The sequence below is a fragment of the Pannus brasiliensis CCIBt3594 genome (assembly GCF_036688125.1).
Classification (GTDB): Bacteria; Cyanobacteriota; Cyanobacteriia; order Cyanobacteriales; family Microcystaceae; genus Pannus; species Pannus brasiliensis.
Window position 1 is genome coordinate 16,021 of record NZ_JBAFSM010000051.1, and the last position, 19,185, is coordinate 35,205.

Here is a 19,185-nt window from a genome sequence, read left to right on the forward strand (position 1 = left end):
GGAATCGATGTTACAACAGTAGTAGCGATCGCTCTAACTCCCGTCCTTTGCCACGATACCGATGAATTCACATTCTTTAGAAACTTGGCGCGAGAAATTAGCTTATTTACAACAGCAGGAAGCGATCGCTTCTAATCCCTCGACGAAGTTCGAGTTACAGAAGCAGATCGAGGAATGTAAGCGTAAAATCGCCGAATTAATCCCTAAAGACGATAATCAGACCGAAAAAGTCGGTAAATGGGTTCTATATCTCGAAATCGGGGGAAATGGCGAATCGATCGACCCTTCAAAAAATCCCGCGGAAACGGGACAAAAACTCTATGATTGGTTGAACGGACGGGAAAAAAGGCTAGAAAACCATCCAGACGCGCGAATTCTAGCGATCGATACCGGGGAAGACCTCGCGCGTTATCCTTGGGAAACCCTCCACGACGGCCGGGATTTTCTGGTAAATCGGCATCCCCCCATCATTCCAGTTCGATGGGTGAAGGGATTACGGAAACAACCCGTAAAACCCCCGGCAAATCGCCCGGAAAATCGCCCCTTAAACGTCCTCTTTATGGCCGCCGACCCCATCGGTATTGAACCGAAACTAGATTTCGAGGCCGAGGAAAGAAAGATTTTAGAGGGGACGAAACGCTATCCCCTGCATTTAGTGGTCGAGGAAAGTGGCGATTTAGAGGAATTACGTTGCTCGATCGAATATTACCCCGATCGCTTCGATATCCTACACCTCGTCGGTCGGGTTATTTTTAAGGATGGGAAAGTCTGTTTACTTACCGAAAACGAACTCGGCGATCCTGTCTATAGTAGCGCGGAAGATATCGCCAGAGCGATCGACTCTTTCCCGGAACTGTTGATTATTTCTGGAAAATCAAATTATCCTAGCTTGTTAGATTCTCTCGTGCGGCAGTTGTTGAAACTGGGGGCGAAAACGGTTCTGGCGATCGAGAATGACGCTTCGATCGATCCCCTGTCCATTGTATATCGGGAATTGGCCGTGGGGCGATCGATTTACGAGGCGATCGCGTCGGTGTACGGGGAAAGTTGTCGGAACGAGCGATCGATTTTCCCGAGGATGAAACTTTATGTAAGTGACGCGGAAACAGTCTTTCGATCGTTAGTCACCAAACCGGGGGCGCGAGGAAGAACAAGCATTCCCGCAGTCGATCGAGAAAAGGAAAAATGGCGCGATCCCTCATCGAGAAAAATGCGGGTAGCGACGCGGGAAAATTTCGTCGGTCGTCGTCGGCAGTTACAGAACTGTTTAAGCGCGCTAAAACGGGAACCGGAGAAAGTCGGGATTTTAGTTCACGGGATGGGAGGATGGGGAAAAAGTAGCCTCGTTTCCCGTCTCTGGGATCGTCTTCCCGAACACGATAAAATCCTCTGGTCTGGATGGAAAAAACAAGATGGCAGAGTGGAGATTTTAAACGAAAGTATCTTTGTCAAGGAGTTGAAACAAAAATTATATTCGGAGGAATTTCGAGAACTCGATCGCTATTTACAAGACACGGGGGAAAACTTCTCTCGAAATCTAGCTCACGTCCTAGAAAAGTGTATCGAAAGGAAAGAGAAAACGATCCTCTTTATTTTCGATGATTTCGAGTGGAATCTAGAACCAGATGGCGGTAGTTATCGATTACTTTCCGAACCCGCGAGAGTCCTACAGGCATTGATAGACGCGATTCTCACCAGCAACACCGACCACAAAATTATTATTACCTGTCGCTACAATGAATTCGATCCCGATATTCTCCGTTTCTTCCATATCGAGGGATTAAACTCCCTACAGGGCGCGGATCTTCAGAAAAAGTTAAATCGATTAGAAAATTTTAATCGTGAGGAAATACCGCGAAACTTAATCGATCTAGCCTTAGAGATCGCCGATGGTAATCCTCGATTATTAGAAGACCTAGACGAGCAAATTCTATCTCTATCCCCGACGGAAGCGGAGAGGAAACTACAAGAGTACCAAAATAATCCTAACGCGTGGAAAGAACGGGTAATCTGGCCGGATCTGTACGATCGCATCGATGAGCCTCTCGCCGAGGTTTTAAGTCGTTGTTTAATCTATGAACTTCCTGTTCCTTTTAGCGCGATTAAGGCGGTTTGTCAAGGACAAAACGAACAAATTCAACGGGGAATCACGCTCGGTATAATCGAACAAAGTCCCGAACCGAGAGAAGCGAATCGAGTCTATCGGGTGTCCCGCATTCTCCCCCGGATTCTCTCCCGAATTCATCTACCGGAAGAGGAGCAAGAATTTCTAACCCTATCCCGTATCGCGGCGTGGGAAGTCGATCGACTCTGGAACGATCGAGAGAATGAAGACGAGGAAAAATGGCGCGAGATTTTCCGTCTGTCTTTCCTCGATACAGAGAATCCGCGACGCTTTCGGGAAGGGTTCTCGAAAATGCTCGCGGTTCAATATAATCAAGCGTCAGATAGTGCTTTTGAAAAAGAACTCCGACAGCAAGCAAATTATTTATCGAAAAACCATCTATTCGATAGATTAAAAAGTGATTTACAAGCGAAAGACTGGAGAAAAGCCGATCAAGAAACCGCTTGGATTTGCTATCAGATCATGATTATCGAAGAACACGAAGATTTTTACGGTCTTTTTCGCAATATGTCGAGCAAAGATATTGACATAATCGATAACTTATGGAGTCGTTACAGCAATGAAAAATTTGGCTGTAAGTGCCAAGCGAAGATTTATCAAAATTTGGGAGGAACGGCAAACTTTGATAGACAAATTTGGAGGCAGTTCGGCGATACTGTCGGCTGGCGCCTAGGAGGAACTTGGTTGAAGTATGAAAATATAACTTTTGATATTACAGCGAATGTCGCCCACCTGCCCGTATTAATGTACTATGGTATTTGTGAGGGGGGTGGTTGGGTATATGTTGGAAAGGGTTGGGAGCGTTGGTCTCTTCTCTCGCGTCAAGACTTGAGCGATTGTAGCCTATAGGCTTACAGCATTTTGTAAGGGTTTATAACAGGTATATTTTCCACGAAGCCGGGCGGGTTCTCGGTTTTCGATACCTGACACCGAGGCATTTAACGCACCATTTAACGCGCCACATCATCCCCTTTTAACGCGTTCGATTCGATGGTGGGATGGATTCGGGCGATCGATCGAATGGTGGTACGCTTGGGGGTGGTGGTGGATTACGCTTCGCTAATCCACCCTACGGGATGGGATGGGATGGGATGGGGTGGGACGGAATGGGTTTACGGGTTTTCGGTTGGGTTTGGGTATGTTAATGGTAAATTGGTTTATTTGTAGGGGAAATGTCGGATTATCGAAGGCTGTATGTTGCCGGGGGAACCTATTTTATCACACAGGTGACTCATCAGCGGGAACCTTGGCTCTGTAGCGAGTTGGGGCGGAAAGGACTTCGAGAGGCGATCGAACACACCCGCGTTAAATATCCTTTCTCGATCGATGCTTTTGTCCTGCTTCCCGATCATTTTCATGTCCTCTTAACCTTGCCTCCCGACGATCGAGATTTTTCGGTAAGATTACGGTTAATTAAAACTTACGTTAGCCGATATTACCGACAGGAATTAGCGATCGATCGATCGCTTTCCCACTCCCGAGAGAAACGGGGAGAAAGCAATCTTTGGCAGAGAAGATTCTGGGAACGTTTAATCCGAGACGAACGAGATTTCGAGAATCACCGCGATTACATTCATAATAATCCCGTCCGACACGGCCTCTGTGAATCCCCGCGAGATTGGCCCTACTCCAGCATTCATCGTTTCCCCCCAACCCCATAACCCAAACCGACACCCGTAGGGAACCCGTAGGGTGGATTAGCGAAGCGTAATCCACCACCCCCACCGAAAAGCGTAATCCACCACCTCGCTTCAAGAAGGACAAAGCCATGATTGATATTAACGATTCTATTAAAAACTATTCCTATCTCGTGGAATTTTCTTCCGAAGATGAAGCCTATCTCGCTAAATGTTTAGAATTGGGAATTGTCGCCCACGGAGAAAGCCAAGAGGAAGCGATTCAAGAAATCAAAGAAGCGGTTAGAGTTCATCTATCGATGTTGCTAGAAGATGGGGATGAAATTCCCCGGCCGAAGTCAACGATCGCTCTTTTGTAAATCCCCGCGAGATAGGTACGTTTTCTAGTGGGACGGATTCTGGCGATCGAATGGTGGAGGATTGCACTCGCGACGCTCGTTTCGCGCCGGACGAGCGGGAGAGCGATCGCTCTCCCGAACCGGTCCAATTTCTATCCAAAGACGATAGATCAACTAAACTAGAGGTGGATGACGGTACGGGAAGAAAAATTTCGAGTTTCTGGCGCGTTCGCCGGGTCTCTATCCGGGAAACCGGAATCCCGGTAACAATACACCCATAGATAGATGTATTCGCGGATATGAGCGAAGTATTCGAGGAGTTGCAACAACAATGGCACGATCGCCTAGCGCGAGAGGCGAGTCACCTGACCGAACCCGAGCGGGAGGCGATCGTTCGTTGGTTGCTGGGGGACGATCTCGATCGCTGGGAAACCCTCGCCCCGGAAGAACTCGCCACGGCCGGCGCGGGATTAGCCTATCGCTGGCAGATCCTCCAAAAACGTTACCTGAAAGTCAACCCGACCCGCGCCTACCGCCATCTCCTCGATCGACTCGGCGCTTCCGTGACCCTACGCCAGAAAATCCGCGCCTGGGTAGCCACCAGTCGGGATCGACAACGGGCCGTCGCCGACGTGTTACAAGAGGTCATCCAGGAAATGTTGCAGGGCGATCGCTATATACAGTCCAGCATGGCCTCGATCGCGCGCTACCCGGTCGATCGAACCTTTCAAAACAACCTACTTTTCGCCACGCTGGAGGAATACGCCCTCCGACCGATCCGCGACCGACCGTTACTCGCCTATCGTTTCGTTAACTACCTGCGCCGTCAATCCAAAAGCGGCCTGACCAACGTTCCCCGCGAGGAGATGATCCGCGTCCTCTCCGACGAGATCGGGAGCGAAGGGGGCGAGAATACCGTCAGCCGGTTCGATCGAGAGGCGATCGCCGCCCATGAGGACGAGCGCGCCTACCGGGAGAATCAATACCTTCGCGCGAGAGTAAAACAACGATTCGCCGCCTATATCGCCGAAACGCTGGGAGAGGAGGCGGTAAACTGGTTTAACCTCTATCTATCGGGACAATCTCAGGAGTCGATCGCTCGATCGCTAAATCTGAGCGTCGGGCAAGTGTACCGTCTCCGGGAGAAAGTCGGCTATCACGCGATCAAAGTCTTCGCGCTCAAAGAAGAAACGGAAATCGTCGGCGAATGGCTAGAAATTACCCCGAAAGACCATAATTTCGGTCTGACCCCGACACGGTGGGAAAGCTTCTACGCGGGATTAACCCCCGCCGGAAAAGCGATTATCGACGGACTAAAAGCCGGGAAAACCCTAGAACAAATCGCCGAAAGTCTCGATCGTCGCCGAAGCTCGATCGTCAAAGAGTGGACGCAACTTTATTTAACCGCCCAAAGTCTACGGGGAAAAAATTGAATTATGTGGATTATTTCTAAAAAGGTGGGAGTCTTTACCCATTACCTGACCAATACCGGAACTTTTCAACCCGGTATCGAGAGAGCCAGTAAATTCCCCTCGAAAGAAATGGCCGATATCCTCGCCCGAAAACACGGGGGAATCGTGACACGAGCGTAACCGCGAGATCGTTTCTTTTCGATCGAGGGGGATGAATTAGCGGGACGACGCGATACGGATAGAACAACATACCGGCGAAGTCGCTAATTTCCGGATTCCGTCCACGCGGGATGGGAAAAGAGGGAGGCCGTGACGCGAACGCCGCGCAACTGGTTTAATAAAGGGAGATGACCGATCGGAGCGTCGAGAGTCCAGATAAAACCTTCCGGGTATTTCGTCCAATCGTTGCCGTTTTTCCAGCCGATTTTCGGCCAGAGTTTCGGGAAATCCTGCCCCACGGAAATCCATAACTTCCGCTGTACCGAGAAACCGAATTTCCCCTCCGAATGCACTCTCCAGAGAGCGTCGATCGTCCGGAGATCCTCGATCGGGAAAGCCGCCACCTCGGTAAAATACACGTATTTTCGGGCGATCGCTCCCTCTCCGGCCAATTCACACATCTTCTGACGGGTGAGACTGTCGGCGGTTTGAAAGTCCTGTTTGGCGAGTAATTCCTGAAGAAGTCGGTAATCGATGTCCCGCGCCGTCTTCAAGGGAACGCAACCGTTCGGAAAACGCTCGGCCAGAAATTGCCGGGCCCGATCGCTGTCCGACTGATAGAGCAGTTGATAGGCTTTCCCCGCGACCAAATTGACGGGATCGGTGGATGCCGCGACTAAATAATCCATTAACACGCTCAATCCCGCTTCTCCCGCGCCCGCGAGACGGGGGATCATCTGTAATTGATTTTTCTCCGATTCTGTCGGGAACTGACTCGCTAATTTCGAGATATCTTCGCCCGCGTCTTCCATTAAAGCTGATTGCCGATCGCTCATGCGCCCTACCCTGTCACCGTATTCTTACTACTAATAACACTAATCTGGAGTCACCGGGCGTTTTTGGGCGAGTGAAAAAGGGAGTTTTCGCGAGTTATCGATCGTACACTAAAAGAGAGAACTATTTTCGTCATCCCCGTCACCGATTCGGAAATTTCCCTCGCGAACGGGGTCGATCGACCGAAAACTCGAAAATTCTCGATTTAGTTGACAAAATACAATTATTATGCTAACGACGGAACCGCAAACCCGACCCTCCGGCCGAAATTATCTCGCGCGTCCGGATCGTCCCTCCCCGAATCAAACCCTATTACCGCTCACGGCGCGGGTAAACGACCTCGATCGCTTGGAAATCGGCGGCTGTGACGTGGCGACGCTGGTGGAACGCTTCGGCTCGCCCCTGTACATTCTCGATGAAGCGACCTTGAGAACCGCCTGCCGTCAGTATCGCCAGAGCTTTCAAACCTATTATCCCGGTCCCTCTCGGGTGATCTACGCCTCGAAAGCCTGGAGTTGTCTCGCGGTCTGCGCGGTGGTCGCCGGCGAGGGGTTAGGGTTCGACGTGGTATCCGCGGGCGAGATCCACACCACCCTCACCGCGCTCGATCTAACGGGCCGAACCGACACGCCGATCTATTTCCACGGGAATAATAAATCCCTCGCGGAACTGCGCTACGCCGTCGAATCCGGCTGTACGATTATCGTCGATAACTGGCTAGAACTAGAAATGCTGGCGGGATTAGACAGTAATTCGCCGATTCCTATCCTCCTACGTCTCACCCCCGGTATCGAGTGCCACACCCACGAGTACATTCGCACCGGACACCTGGACAGTAAATTCGGTTTCGATCCCAACCAGATCGAGGCGGTTTTCGAGTACGTTCTCTCCCAACCCGTCCTGCAATGCGTCGGTTTACACGCGCACATCGGTTCGCAGATTTTCGAGCGCCAACCCCATCAGGATCTAGCCGGGGTACTGGCGGAATGGTTCAAACTCGGGTTAGAAAAAGGACTTCCCCTAGAACAGTTAAACGTCGGCGGGGGATTGGGAATCCGCTACGTGGAAGAACACGATCCGCCGTCGATCGAGGAATGGGTGAAAGCCGTTTCCCTATCCGTGGCGAAAGCTTGCGACGATCGGGGCCTTTCCTACCCGTTACTGATCGCCGAACCCGGACGTTCCCTCGTCGCCACCGCCTGCGTCACCGCGTATACCATCGGATCGCGCAAGGAAATCCCCGATTTACGCACCTATATCGCCGTCGATGGCGGGATGTCCGATAACCCGCGGCCGATCACCTATCAATCCGTCTATCGCGCCGTGATCGCGAACAAGATGAGCGAGGAATGTCAGGAAGTGGTGACAGTCGCGGGTAAGCACTGCGAGTCCGGCGATATTCTAATAAAGGACATTTCCCTGCCGAGAACCGTACCGGGGGATATTCTGGTGGTCTTGGCGACCGGTGCCTATAACTACAGCATGGCTTCTAATTACAATCGTTTACCCCGACCCGCGGCGGTACTCGTTCACGAAGGAGAAGCGAACTTGATCCTGGAACGGGAAACCCTCGACGATCTACTGCGTCAAGACCGTTTACCCGCTAGACTCTCCCACCCGTAAACCTCATCCTCAGTCAGTCCCATGTCGGGTATCCCCCCTGACCTTCGCCGTCCGCTATCGTGGCTTGTCGCGCACGGCCTATCGATCGCCGATTTCGGATTAGTCCTCCTCCTCACCTACCTGATGCTCCTGATTATCGGCGAGCGTCGCACGTTCTGGATGGTGCGGGGACTGATCTTCTTGATGCTGGCCGCGGTGATCAGCGACAAGGTGGGATTGACGTTACTGGGGTTCGTGCTGGAGAAGTTGGTCTTGGGAGCGGCGGTCGCGATGGCGGTGATCTTCCAGTCGGAGTTCCGTCGCTTCCTCGAACTATTAGGACGGGGACAGATCCTCGAATTGTTCCACAAGAGCGCGCCGACCCCGAAAGCGGATAACGTGATCGACGAGTTGGTGGACGCGGTGAAGGATCTCTCGCAAAATCGCACCGGGGCGCTGATGGTACTGGAAACCAACGGGACGATCGATACCCGTGTTTTCGTCAACCCCGGTGTCCCCCTTAACGGCGAGGTTTCCAAGGAATTAATTCAAACCATCTTCCAACCGAAAACCCTGCTACACGATGGCGCGGTTTTCATCCGCGGGACGAGAGTGGTCGCGGCCGGGGTGATTTTACCCCTCTCGGAACGCAGTACCTCGCGGCAGTTGGGAACCCGTCACCGGGCCGCGATGGGCATCACCGAACGGGTAGAGAATTGTATCTGTATCGTCGTCTCCGAGGAAACCGGATCGATCTCCCTCGCGTCCGGGGGAACGCTCGATCGACCCCTGACGAGCAGTAAACTAAAAGAGCTTTTAGAAACCAAATTAGCGCCCTCCGGAGAAGGCGAAGTGGTCGCTCCGAGTTTGGGCCGTTTAGGGCGTACAATTGGCATACAAGGTCGCCTCCTCCTACAAAAAATCTCGCGCTCGCCTAAATCGACCCCGAAAGATAGAAAATGACTGCCAAGCAAATCGTGTTACAAGAACTGCCGAGTGATTTGGACAAAAGCCGTCTGCCCGAACACGTCGCGGTAATCATGGATGGAAACGGTCGTTGGGCGAAACAGCGCGGACTTCCCCGCATTATGGGCCATCAACGGGGAGTGGACGCGCTCAAGGATTTATTACGCTGTTGTCGCGATTGGGGAATTCCCGCGTTAACGGCCTACGCGTTCTCGACGGAAAACTGGGGTAGACCGTTGGAGGAAGTGGAATTTTTAATGACGCTATTCGAGCGGGTTCTACGGCGAGAACTGCGGGAAATGATGGAAGAGAACGTTAAAATTCGTTTTATCGGCGATCTTTCGGCGCTCCCGTCTTCGTTGCGCGAGGAGATAGAGCGATCGCAACAGGAAACCGCCAAGAATACGGGGATTCAATTCACCGTGGCGACCAATTACGGGGGACGACAGGAAATTCTGCAAGCCTGTCGGGCGATCGCGCGTCACGTACAGGAAGGAACCGTTTCCCCGGAAGCGATCGATGAATCTCTCTTTGAACAGCATCTCTACACCGAGGGGATTCCCCACCCGGATCTTTTAATCCGTACTAGCGGGGAACTGAGAATCAGTAATTTTCTCCTCTGGCAGATGGCTTACGCGGAGATCTACGTCACGCGGACTCTGTGGCCGGATTTCGATCGGGTTCAGTTCCATCAAGCTCTGAAGGAATACCAAGACCGCGATCGCCGTTTCGGTAAGGTGTAGAGGAAGGCAGGAGGCAGGTAGAAGCTGGAAAAATTCACCTTGAAAGCCGATCGCCGGGAGCTATAACTTCCTAGAGAAAGATCGTTAAAAAACAGAGGAAAAACGCTTCCGTCCATTCGACTACCGCGCCGTAGGTGTCCCCCGTGTGGCCGCCCAAACGTCGATCGAACCAGTAACCGGTCGCGAGAGCGATCGAACTCCCGACAACCCCCGAGAGAATCCCCGTCCATCCCCCGAAACCGAGTCCGATGAATCCCAACAATCCCCCGAAACAATCCAGGGGAGCGCGAAATTGAGTTTTATGAAACGCGCCTTTCCCGGTGGGTTTGAGGTAGGGATAGAGAGCGATCGCCATCACCTGACCCCAGCGCCCCCAAACGAGCGCCATCGGGTACACTAACAGCCGATTTTCCCCGATATCCGTTAAAGCGGCGATTTTTAGCAACAATACCATCGCCACCGCCATCACCCCGAAAGCCCCCGTCACGCTATCGGACATTACTTGTAAACGCCGGTCGGGATCGGTGACGGCTAATCCGTCCGCGGTATCGCTCACCCCGTCTAGATGTAACCCTCCCGTCAAATACACCCAAACCCCGACGATCAGGACGCTTCGGGTGAAAACCGGCATCGATAACCGCGCCAGGCCGAGATCCAGCGCTCCTAAAAATAACCCCAACAGTAACCCCACGAGGGGAACCCAGCGCGCGATCCGATCGAAACTCGTCCAATTCTGGGGGACGGGAACGATCGAGTAGAAGGCGATCGCCCCGAAAAACGATTTTCCCTCTTGACAAATAAAATTAAATATGGTATACAAAATCGTCGCTTTACAACCGTCGGCGCTCCTCATGGTAACGCGAGAGGGCGCTATCGAGGCCGGGGAGTAAATCGCCCCGATCGCTTCCAAGGACGCTATAGACGGGACGGGGCGCGATCCAGCCTAATTCGCGGCCCGGGCGCGCGATCAGTCGATCGAGCCGGATTCCCGCGTCTTTCGCCGCGATCCGTACCAGTTCCGCCCAATCGATCGCCCCGCGGTTCGCCAGATGCCACACCCCGCGCTCGCTATCGACGAGCAGATCTAGGGTAGTCTGCACGAGATCCGGGACGTAAGTGGGCGAAACGATGATATCTTCGGCGGCCGTGAAAGATTCCCCGGCTTCCAGGTGACGCAGGGCGATCGTCACGAAATTATACTCGTCCCAGGGCCCGAAAAACGCGCTCGTTCTGACCACTAACGCGTTCTCGCGCGCCAGTAACACCCGTTCCTCGGCCAGCGCCTTACTCCGTCCGTACACGTTCATCGGGGCGACGGGATCGATTTCCCGATACGGCGTTCGATTCTCGCCGTCGAAAACTAAATCCGAGGAAAAAGTGACGAATTTCGCCCCGTGACGCTCGCAGGCGATCGCTAAAGTTTCCGCGCCTTCCGTATTGATTTTATAACACAGGTCGCTTTCCCGTTCCGCGTCATCCACGCGCACGTATCCGGCCGCGTTCACAACCGCCCAAGGTCGTAACTCCGCGAACAAAGTTTCTACCGCGTCGGGATCGGTAATATCGATGTCGTTTCGGGTTAACGATCGGGAATAAATCCCTCTCGATTCGCATAAACGGGCGAAAGCGTTGCCTAATGTTCCCCTCGCGCCGACAATGACGAGGGGACGGCTCACGATTACCGTTTCCGTTTTCGGGATGGTATCCTGGTAGAGTAACCGGCTCGATCGATGCCACCATCCCGGCGTTTCCAGTAACGGGTGATCCGCGGGACAACCGAGGGAGAGATCGCGGATTAAACGGGCTAAAGCGGTCGGTCGCGGCGGTTGGGAACGTAAATCGAAAACTCCCACCTCGTAATGACCGTTCGATCGAGTTACCAGACTATTCCAATCGAAACTGCCCAATAAAGCCCAGGCCGTGATCGCCCGGACTTCTATCCCTTCCTCCCGCGCTTGACAGGACTCGCGCCAGACCTCGTATAGCCAGCGCGTTTGTTCCTCGCGGGTGCAGTGGATGTGAGCCTCGGTAATCGCGATCGGTAGACGATATCTTTCCCAAGCTTCCCGTAATATCGTTCTGATTCCCGCGATCCCGTCCTCTCTCACCCGTACCGCTTCTACATCCGCGTATCGATGTTTTCCGTTGCCCCCATGAGTAGACGGGGGATATCGATCGAGATTTTCATCGAGATAGCGATCGCTGGTTAAATAGTGATTGATGCCGAGGATATCCGGCGGACAGGGGCGATCGAGAAACCAGTCTAATTCGGGGTCAGAAATGCCGATATAACGCAAATAATGCCCCATCGGACAATCGCGGGTCACTTTCCCCATCAACAGGTCGAAACTCAACCACCGGCGCTCGTTCTCGAAATCGGCCTGATAGGATAGCGTCGGGGTACTGTAAATTTTGCCTAAATCTTCGGTTTGAATCAATCTCGCTGTCGGATTGACCTCGCGAATCGCCTCGATCGCCAGAATCACCGCTTTACACTGATTTAACAGCGCGCGGGCGAAAGTGAGGGGATCTTTCCCGTGGGGATACCAATGACCGTATAAGCCGCTAAAACGAGCCGTTGTGAGGGGTTCGTTGACGGGGGTATAATCCGTTAGCCAGGGATAGCGATCCGCCACGGCGCGGGCGTAATCGGCTAATTTCTCCGGGAAACGGGGATCGAGTAAGCTGGTGTGCCGCGGGCCGCTTCCGTGATGGACGAGGCCGGCGATCGGACGGATATTCAACTCCCGTAATTTTTCCAGTCTCTCGTCGGCCCAAGACCAATCGATCGAACCGTTTTCATCCGGCGCGATCCTCTCCCAGAGTAGCGGGTAACGGAGCGCGGCAATTCCCAATTCGGCGAACATTTCCAGATCTTCGAGCCTTCGATCGTGTCCGTTACGCGTTAATTGGTCGAAATAATCCTCACCCACCCGATTTACCGTACATTCAATCCCCGCCCACATTTCTAACGGGGATTTTCTCGCGAGATCGTTCATAACGTTCAGTTTTTCCGCTTTTTTCTAGACCGTGGGGTGGATTAGCGAAGCGTGATCCACCAAGAAGCAAGAGCCGGGAGAATAGAGTCAACAAGAGTAAAGGTAAACATCCTGAAAAGTAGCCTTTTCCCTTTCCCCCTTCCCCTTTTCCCTAAGCTCGAACCTTCGTCGCGATCTTTTTGTACTCGGCTAACGCTTGCGCGACACAGTGATCCATATTCAGATACTTATAGGTCGCCAGCCGTCCCACGAAATAGGTTCCCGCGGTCGCTTCCGCTAATTCGCGGTATTTTTTATAAATTTCCTGATTTTCCGGGCGGGGAATCGGGTAGTAGGGATCGCCGTCGCCGGTGGGAAATTCATAGACGATGCTGGTTTTCGGATGTTCTTGACCGGTGAGATACTTGAACTCGGTGATCCGCGTGTAGGGGTGTTCGTTGGGATAGTTGACCACCGGCGCGCTTTGAAAAACGGGGATATTATGGGTTTCGTGCTTGAAGTGTAGGGAACGATAGGGCAGTTTCCCGAAACGGTACTCGAAAAATTCATCGACCGGCCCGGTATACACCATCTCCCGACAGGGTATCGCTTTCTCGATCTCCCGGTAGTCGGTATTCAGCATGATTTTAATATTCGGGTGGTTCAGCATATTCCGGAACATCCGCGTGAAGCCGTGGAGGGGCATCGCTTGATAGGTATCGGTAAAATAGCGATCGTCGCGATTGGTACGCGTCGGGATACGGGCGATCACCATTTTATCTAGTTCCGAGGGATCGAGTCCCCACTGTTTGCGGGTATAGTTGCGGAAAAATTTCTCGTACAGTTCGCGACCGACTTTCGAGATCACCACGTCCTCGCTAGTACGGATACACTCCCGCGGTTCCGCGAGAGATTGATAGAATTCCTCCACCTCGAAGGAATTTAATTTCATGCCGTAAAGGGTGTTAATCGTGTCCAGATTGATCGGAATCGGCACTAATTGCCCGTCCACGCTGGCGCGCACGCGATGTTCGTAGGGCCGCCATTTCGTGAACAGGGATAGATACTCGAACACCTCGCGGGAATTGGTGTGGAAGATGTGGGGGCCGTATTTGTGGACGAGAATCCCCGATTCATCGTAGTGATCGTGAGCGTTGCCGCCGATATGGTCACGTTTATCGACGATTAGGACTTTTTTGCCGAGTTGACTGGCTAATCGTTCGGCGATGACCGCGCCGGAAAATCCCGCGCCGACGACGAGATAATCGAAAACATAGTCGCGTTTGTTATAGTTAGGCGCGCTCGGAATGCCAGTTTTCGGGGTATCCTGACGCGAGGGGGTCGGTGAGGAAGTGCCGACGGCGACCGCGGAATCGATCAACTGCATCATCGATGACCAGGTACGATCCCAGGATATCTGCTCTAAAAACGCGTCTACCCGCGATAACCAGCCGGATTTCGCGGTATCTTCCCGCAGGGCCGCTTCTACGGCGGCGACAAAGGCTTTCGGGGTGTCGGCGACGCGTACCAGTTTAGAATCGCCGTAGGGACGCACCACGTCGCGAATGGAGGTGGAAACGACCGGTTTTCCGGCGGCGAGGTATTCGGGGGTTTTCGTCGGGCTGATGTAACGGGTGGAATCGTTACGCGCGAAGGGAAGCATGGCGACATCCCACCCGGCGAGATAATGCGGTAACTCTTGGTAATCTTTACTCCCGAGATAATGAATGTTTTTGCGTCGCGGTAGGGTTTCGGGGTCGATTTTGACTACCGGGCCGATGATGACCAATTGCCAATCCGGTCGCGCGTCGGCGATTCCGGCGAGGAGTTGGAGATCCATGCGTTCGTCGATCACTCCGAAAAAGCCGAGACGGGGACGCGGAATACCGGCCTGATCGATCGGGTCCTCTCGTTTTTCCCGTCCTTGATTGAAATGCGCCACATCGACGCTACTGGGAAAGGCGTAAACGTGGGGATGTTGTTTTACCTTGCTCTCGTAAAGACTCTGACCGCCGGTAAATACGAGATCGGCTTTCTGGAATAGTTCGGCCTCGCGCTGTTTTAACTCGGCCGGCGCGTTTTTAAACGCGGATAATTCATCCATGCAATCGTAGACGATCGCCCGCGGTTTCCAGTGACGGGTGAAACCCAAACTCATCGGCGTGTAATACCAGCAGATATATTCCTCGATTCCCTCCTCTTCCATCCATCGATCGAGCGATTCCCGTAAAATCGTATTGATTTCTTCTTCGCTTAATCCGCCCGGCAGACGGGGAACCACTACCGTCACCCCGCTTTTATCTCCCGTCACTTCCAATCGCCGATCGCTCCCCGGTTCTCCGAAAATCGGCTCCTCGATAAAAAAAACGCGCCGTTTCGTCGCGCACCGACTCAACAGGTGTTGCGGTCTTTGATAAACGAAATTCCAGCGTAAATGGGATAGACAAATTAAATCGGGGATACTCGCTTCCTCTCTCGCCGGAAGAGATCGATCGGGTGCCGGGATCTTCCGGCGAGAGCGATCGACCGAGGGTAATTCCGTTAACTTCGGGATTTTACTTTCAATATTCGGTACGGAACGCTCGTTTTTAAGACCATTGCTTACTATTTTATTATCCGTCATATCTTTTCTCGAAAATTTATTCTATATAATGGCGAGATCGATAGGTGAAAAACGCGCGAAAATATCCCTCGAAACCAATCTCCAGTCGGTTTGGTTTGTCAATGTCGATATTCCAGGTAAAATGCCTATCTATAAACCTAGGCTACGGCTACCGCTCGTTTCGAGCTTCTATCGTAGGTTTCAAATACCTTACACCTAGAGTGATAATCCAGTTTTCGGTAAATTATAAAATCTTTTTCCAGTACGATCCCATCAATTTTAAACCCGATCGAGTCCTTAAAAAAATTTTTTAAAACCCGATAAAATATAGTTGTATCGATCATTTTGTATGCCATAATATCACGGTTAGCAATTACGGATTTACCCGACGCTCTCATCCACGATACAGTTAGGTTCGGATGAATTCGTAGTCACTAAAACGAGTAAATATTTCGCTATCTTGTGGGCTAGATATTGATGGATTCGTTTAACCTCGATAAACTACCCTGTCAAATCGCCGCCTACCCGCGGCCGCAGTTGACAAGAGGGTGCTGGTACAGTCTGAACGGGCCGTGGCGATTCGCCTTCGATGACGCGGGGCGATGGACGCGGCCGGGGGACATTGACCATTGGACACATCGTATAGAAGTTCCCTTCGCGCCGGAATCTGTCAAAAGTGGGATCTCGGATACGGGCTTCCACCCGAACTGTTGGTACGAGCGCGAGTTTCCCACCCCGTTCGGTGAGGGACGCTTGATCCTACACTTCGGCGCGGTGGATTATCGGGCCCGCGTCTGGGTCAACGGGCAGTATATGGGAGAACACGAGGGGGGCCACACTCCCTTCTCGTTCGAGATTACCGGCGCGCTGAACGAGTCCGGGATCACGACCGTGACCGTTCACGCGGCCGACGACCCCAACGATCTGGCCAAACCGAGAGGGAAACAGGATTGGCAGTTGGAACCGCACAGTATCTGGTATCCCCGGACTAGCGGGATCTGGCAGACCGTCTGGCTGGAGTGGGTGGAGGAGACCTATATCGATCGAATCCGCTGGACCCCCCATTTCGAGCGCTGGGAGATCGGTTTCGAGGCTTTCGTCAACGGTTCGCGGCAGGATAACCTCCAGGTGAAAGTGAAGCTCACCGCTAACGGGACGGTTCTGGTCAACGATAGCTATACCGTGATTCACGGCGAGGTTCACCGCAGGATCGCGCTCTCCGACCCCGGTATCGACGATTACCGCAACGAATTGCTCTGGAGTCCCGAAAAACCGACGCTAATTCAGGCGGAAATCCAACTTTGGGATGAGGACGAACTGCTCGATCGGGTGCATTCCTACACGGCCTTGCGGACGGTGGGTATCCAGCGGGATCGCTTCACCCTCAACGGTCACGCCTATTACTTGCGTCTGGTACTCGATCAGGGCTACTGGCCGGAATCGCTGATGACCGCGCCGGATGACGACGCGTTGAAACGGGACGTGGAACTAGCCAAGGCGATGGGTTTTAACGGCGTTCGCAAGCACCAGAAAATCGAAGATCCGCGCTTTCTGTACTGGGCGGACGTGTTGGGTCTGTTGGTGTGGGAGGAAATGCCCAGCGCCTACCGGTTCACCCCGCAAGCCGTGAGCCGGATGACGCGGGAGTGGATGGAGGTGATCGATCGAGATGTCAGCCATCCCTGTATCGTCGCCTGGGTTCCCTTTAACGAATCCTGGGGCGTTCCCAACCTGACCGTTACCGAAGCCCACCGCAATTACGTTCTCGCGCTGTACCACCTGACGAAAACCCTCGATCCCACCCGGCCGGTGATCGGGAACGACGGTTGGGAGAGTACCGACACCGATATCCTCGCGATTCACGACTACGACCACGATCCGAAAAGATTGGCCGAGCGTTACGGCTCGGAAATGAAATTAACCGACCTTTTCGCCCGCGAACGCCCTGGCGGCCGGGTTCTCACCCTCGACGGCTATCCCCACAACGGTCAACCGGTGATGTTAACCGAGTTCGGCGGTATCGCCTACACGCCCCCGAAAGATCCCGACGGACAGAAAGCCTGGGGATACGTGCGGAGTTGGCAGATCGCGGAATTCCGGGAACGGTACACGGCGCTGTTGGAGACGGTCAACCGGATCGAGTTGTTCGGTGGCTTCTGTTACACCCAGCTAACCGATACGTTCCAAGAGGCCAACGGGTTATTATACGCCGATCGAACCCCCAAGTTCGAGATCGAGGCGATCGCTAACGCGACCCGAGGCAGAGGACGCGAAGCGATCGGGGAGGTTACACTGACCTCGAACGGATCGTCGGATGATAATGTACGTCCAAAAGCTACAGAAGCCGGATGGTCGCCCGCTAATCCTGTACAGTCGGCAACCCCTTGCGGGGGAACTCCGGGCCCCTAGCCCGAGTAACGAACCGGTGTCGGCGAACCCTCATTTCCGCTGGCATCCCTTACGGGGCGAATGGGTGGCCTACGCCAGTCATCGACAGGGACGGACTTTTTTGCCGCCCCCGGAATACAATCCCCTCGGCCCGACGGTCGATCCCGCTTTCCCCACGGAACTACCGGAGGGAAAGTACGACGTGGCGGTGTTCGAGAATCGGTTCCCGTCGATGACCCTGGCGGCCCGCGACGCGCCGGCCTCGATCGTGGAAACCCTTCCCGCGAAGGGAGTCTGCGAGGTAGTGGTTTTCACGCGCGACGCTAGGGCCTCGATCGCCACGCTGTCGATCGATCATTTGGACTTACTCCTACAGGTTTGGGGCGATCGAACCCGCGAACTCGGTTCCCGACCGGAGATCGAGTACGTTCTCCCCTTCGAGAATAAAGGGGTCGAGGTGGGTGTCACCCTACACCACCCCCACGGCCAGATCTACGCGTACCCGTTCGTTCCCCCCGTTCCCGCGCGAATGTTAGAACAACAGGCGCGATTTTACCGGGAAAAGGGAAAGGGCTTACTCGCCGATCTCATCGCTAGGGAGATCGCCGACGGACAACGGGTAATCTACCAAGATGACGGGGCGATCGCCTTCGTTCCCGTCTGCGCGCGCTATCCCTACGAGGTCTGGATCGCCCCGATCGAACCGGTCGCGACCTTCGAGGATCTATCCCCATCCCAACGGCGGGGACTGGCGCGGGCGTTAAAAACCGTCACCCTCAAATACGACGGTCTCTGGAATCGCTCTTTTCCCTACCTCATGGCTTGGTTTTCCGCCCCCACGGACGGGAAAGCGTACCCTCACGCTCATTTACACGCCCAGTTCTATCCTCCCTACCGCACGAGCGATCGATTGAAATACCTCGCCGGGACGGAACTCGCGGGCGGGATGTTCGCCAACGACTCGATTCCCGAGGAAAAAGCGCGGGAATTACAGGAAGTCGCGGTTTCGATCGAAGAAACGGTGCATTTCTGAAGGAGGCGATCGGGCGAGACTTTACCACACTTTTCCCGAAAATTATTTTTTCTTCTCTCTCACTCGACCTATTCAATAAATCCGTAGAAAAAAGTTTTGAAATCCGGAGTTTTCCCGATGCACAAGCGAATTCTAACCCTTTTTACTTTTTTTGTGGTGGGAGTGATTTTAACCGCGGGTTACGCCATCTTCTCCCCTCACGATAGCGCCCTTAACGCCCAGACCTCGATCCCGAGTTCCACCAGTCCCTCGCCGTCTCCAAGGAAGACCCCGAGCGGTTCCGGCACGACGAATCAACGGGTGACTCCCTCTAGTCCCGGCACGACGAATCAACGGGTGACTCCCTCTAGCCCCGGCACGACGAATCA

Annotated in this window: 16 protein-coding genes; 12 read left to right on the forward strand and 4 right to left on the reverse strand. The window is 53.4% G+C overall.

The annotated features are described in order from the left end of the window. The first annotated feature begins 61 nt into the window (after positions 1–61). The 6 genes from V0288_RS20400 to V0288_RS20425 all read left to right on the forward strand — a co-directional run bounded on the left by V0288_RS20400 (position 62) and on the right by V0288_RS20425 (position 5,692). Positions 62–2,974, forward strand: coding sequence for a GUN4 domain-containing protein (locus V0288_RS20400; RefSeq protein ID WP_332867013.1), 2,913 nt, complete (start codon positions 62–64; stop codon positions 2,972–2,974). Positions 2,975–3,115: 141 nt separating this feature from the next. Continuing rightward, positions 3,116–3,292: a hypothetical protein gene (locus V0288_RS20405; protein WP_332867014.1), complete on the forward strand. Its 177-nt coding sequence runs from the start codon at positions 3,116–3,118 to the stop codon at positions 3,290–3,292. A 5-nt stretch (positions 3,293–3,297) separates the two neighbouring features. Then, positions 3,298–3,786 carry an REP-associated tyrosine transposase gene (locus tag V0288_RS20410; RefSeq protein ID WP_332867015.1) on the forward strand — a complete coding sequence of 163 codons (489 nt, stop codon included), beginning with the start codon at positions 3,298–3,300 and terminating at the stop codon, positions 3,784–3,786. Between the two features lie 107 nt (positions 3,787–3,893). Continuing rightward, positions 3,894–4,121 carry a type II toxin-antitoxin system HicB family antitoxin gene (locus V0288_RS20415; protein ID WP_332867016.1) on the forward strand — a complete coding sequence of 76 codons (228 nt, stop codon included), beginning with the start codon at positions 3,894–3,896 and terminating at the stop codon, positions 4,119–4,121. Positions 4,122–4,399: 278 nt separating this feature from the next. Next, entirely contained in the window at positions 4,400–5,533 is a 1,134-nt protein-coding gene (locus V0288_RS20420; protein WP_332867017.1) for a HetZ-related protein 2, read from the forward strand. 3 nt (positions 5,534–5,536) lie between these two features. Then, the gene (locus V0288_RS20425; RefSeq protein ID WP_332867018.1) at positions 5,537–5,692 is read left to right on the forward strand and encodes a hypothetical protein; all 156 of its coding nucleotides are present in this window, start codon (positions 5,537–5,539) and stop codon (positions 5,690–5,692) included. Positions 5,693–5,775: 83 nt separating this feature from the next. Here V0288_RS20425 and V0288_RS20430 read toward each other — a convergent pair whose 3' ends face one another. Then, the gene (locus V0288_RS20430; RefSeq protein WP_332867019.1) at positions 5,776–6,507 is read right to left on the reverse strand and encodes a GUN4 N-terminal ARM-like repeat domain-containing protein; all 732 of its coding nucleotides are present in this window, start codon (positions 6,505–6,507) and stop codon (positions 5,776–5,778) included. A 226-nt stretch (positions 6,508–6,733) separates the two neighbouring features. Between V0288_RS20430 and lysA the strand changes: the two genes are divergently transcribed. From lysA to uppS, 3 genes are read left to right on the forward strand one after another with little or no spacing between them, the layout of a single operon-like run. Then, on the forward strand, positions 6,734–8,128 hold the full coding sequence (lysA, locus tag V0288_RS20435; RefSeq protein ID WP_332867020.1) for a diaminopimelate decarboxylase: 1,395 nt from the start codon (positions 6,734–6,736) through the stop codon (positions 8,126–8,128). Positions 8,129–8,149: 21 nt separating this feature from the next. Continuing rightward, positions 8,150–9,070 carry a diadenylate cyclase CdaA gene (cdaA, locus tag V0288_RS20440; protein ID WP_332867021.1) on the forward strand — a complete coding sequence of 307 codons (921 nt, stop codon included), beginning with the start codon at positions 8,150–8,152 and terminating at the stop codon, positions 9,068–9,070. Continuing rightward, the gene (uppS, locus tag V0288_RS20445; RefSeq protein WP_332867022.1) at positions 9,067–9,816 is read left to right on the forward strand and encodes a polyprenyl diphosphate synthase; all 750 of its coding nucleotides are present in this window, start codon (positions 9,067–9,069) and stop codon (positions 9,814–9,816) included. The genes cdaA and uppS overlap by 4 nt, the downstream gene beginning before the upstream one ends. Positions 9,817–9,886: 70 nt before the next feature. Here uppS and cobS read toward each other — a convergent pair whose 3' ends face one another. The 3 genes from cobS to glf form a co-directional block, all read right to left on the reverse strand. Further along, the gene (gene cobS, locus V0288_RS20450) at positions 9,887–10,669 is read right to left on the reverse strand and encodes an adenosylcobinamide-GDP ribazoletransferase (protein WP_332867023.1); all 783 of its coding nucleotides are present in this window, start codon (positions 10,667–10,669) and stop codon (positions 9,887–9,889) included. Then, entirely contained in the window at positions 10,647–12,815 is a 2,169-nt protein-coding gene (locus V0288_RS20455) for a family 1 glycosylhydrolase (RefSeq protein WP_332867024.1), read from the reverse strand. The genes cobS and V0288_RS20455 overlap by 23 nt, the downstream gene beginning before the upstream one ends. 151 nt (positions 12,816–12,966) lie before the next feature. Next, a complete protein-coding gene (gene glf / locus V0288_RS20460) occupies positions 12,967–15,417 on the reverse strand; it encodes a UDP-galactopyranose mutase (RefSeq protein WP_332867025.1) in 2,451 nt (816 codons plus the stop codon). A 456-nt stretch (positions 15,418–15,873) separates the two neighbouring features. On the opposite strand from glf, the gene V0288_RS20465 reads away from it, so the two are divergent. The 3 genes from V0288_RS20465 to V0288_RS20475 all read left to right on the forward strand — a co-directional run. Further along, positions 15,874–17,805 (forward strand): glycoside hydrolase family 2 protein, encoded by a 1,932-nt coding sequence (locus tag V0288_RS20465; protein ID WP_332867026.1) that lies wholly within the window; start codon positions 15,874–15,876, stop codon positions 17,803–17,805. A gap of 16 nt (positions 17,806–17,821) precedes the next feature. Continuing rightward, positions 17,822–18,817 (forward strand): galactose-1-phosphate uridylyltransferase, encoded by a 996-nt coding sequence (gene galT / locus V0288_RS20470; protein ID WP_332867027.1) that lies wholly within the window; start codon positions 17,822–17,824, stop codon positions 18,815–18,817. A 117-nt stretch (positions 18,818–18,934) separates the two neighbouring features. After that, the coding region (locus V0288_RS20475) for a hypothetical protein (protein ID WP_332867028.1) at positions 18,935–19,185 on the forward strand (251 nt) is incomplete at its 3' end.

Excerpts from the sequence above, each read along its gene's own strand:
- V0288_RS20400 (WP_332867013.1), top strand. The coding sequence starts at position 62 with ATGAATTCACATTCTTTAGAAACTTGGCGCGAGAAATTAGCTTATTTA.
- V0288_RS20405 (WP_332867014.1), top strand. The coding sequence starts at position 3,116 with ATGGTGGGATGGATTCGGGCGATCGATCGAATGGTGGTACGCTTGGGG.
- V0288_RS20410 (WP_332867015.1), top strand. The coding sequence starts at position 3,298 with ATGTCGGATTATCGAAGGCTGTATGTTGCCGGGGGAACCTATTTTATC.
- V0288_RS20415 (WP_332867016.1), top strand. The coding sequence starts at position 3,894 with ATGATTGATATTAACGATTCTATTAAAAACTATTCCTATCTCGTGGAA.
- V0288_RS20420 (WP_332867017.1), top strand. The coding sequence starts at position 4,400 with ATGAGCGAAGTATTCGAGGAGTTGCAACAACAATGGCACGATCGCCTA.
- V0288_RS20425 (WP_332867018.1), top strand. The coding sequence starts at position 5,537 with ATGTGGATTATTTCTAAAAAGGTGGGAGTCTTTACCCATTACCTGACC.
- V0288_RS20430 (WP_332867019.1), bottom strand. The coding sequence starts at position 6,507 with ATGAGCGATCGGCAATCAGCTTTAATGGAAGACGCGGGCGAAGATATC.
- lysA (WP_332867020.1), top strand. The coding sequence starts at position 6,734 with ATGCTAACGACGGAACCGCAAACCCGACCCTCCGGCCGAAATTATCTC.
- cdaA (WP_332867021.1), top strand. The coding sequence starts at position 8,150 with ATGTCGGGTATCCCCCCTGACCTTCGCCGTCCGCTATCGTGGCTTGTC.
- uppS (WP_332867022.1), top strand. The coding sequence starts at position 9,067 with ATGACTGCCAAGCAAATCGTGTTACAAGAACTGCCGAGTGATTTGGAC.
- cobS (WP_332867023.1), bottom strand. The coding sequence starts at position 10,669 with ATGAGGAGCGCCGACGGTTGTAAAGCGACGATTTTGTATACCATATTT.
- V0288_RS20455 (WP_332867024.1), bottom strand. The coding sequence starts at position 12,815 with ATGAACGATCTCGCGAGAAAATCCCCGTTAGAAATGTGGGCGGGGATT.
- glf (WP_332867025.1), bottom strand. The coding sequence starts at position 15,417 with ATGACGGATAATAAAATAGTAAGCAATGGTCTTAAAAACGAGCGTTCC.
- V0288_RS20465 (WP_332867026.1), top strand. The coding sequence starts at position 15,874 with ATGGATTCGTTTAACCTCGATAAACTACCCTGTCAAATCGCCGCCTAC.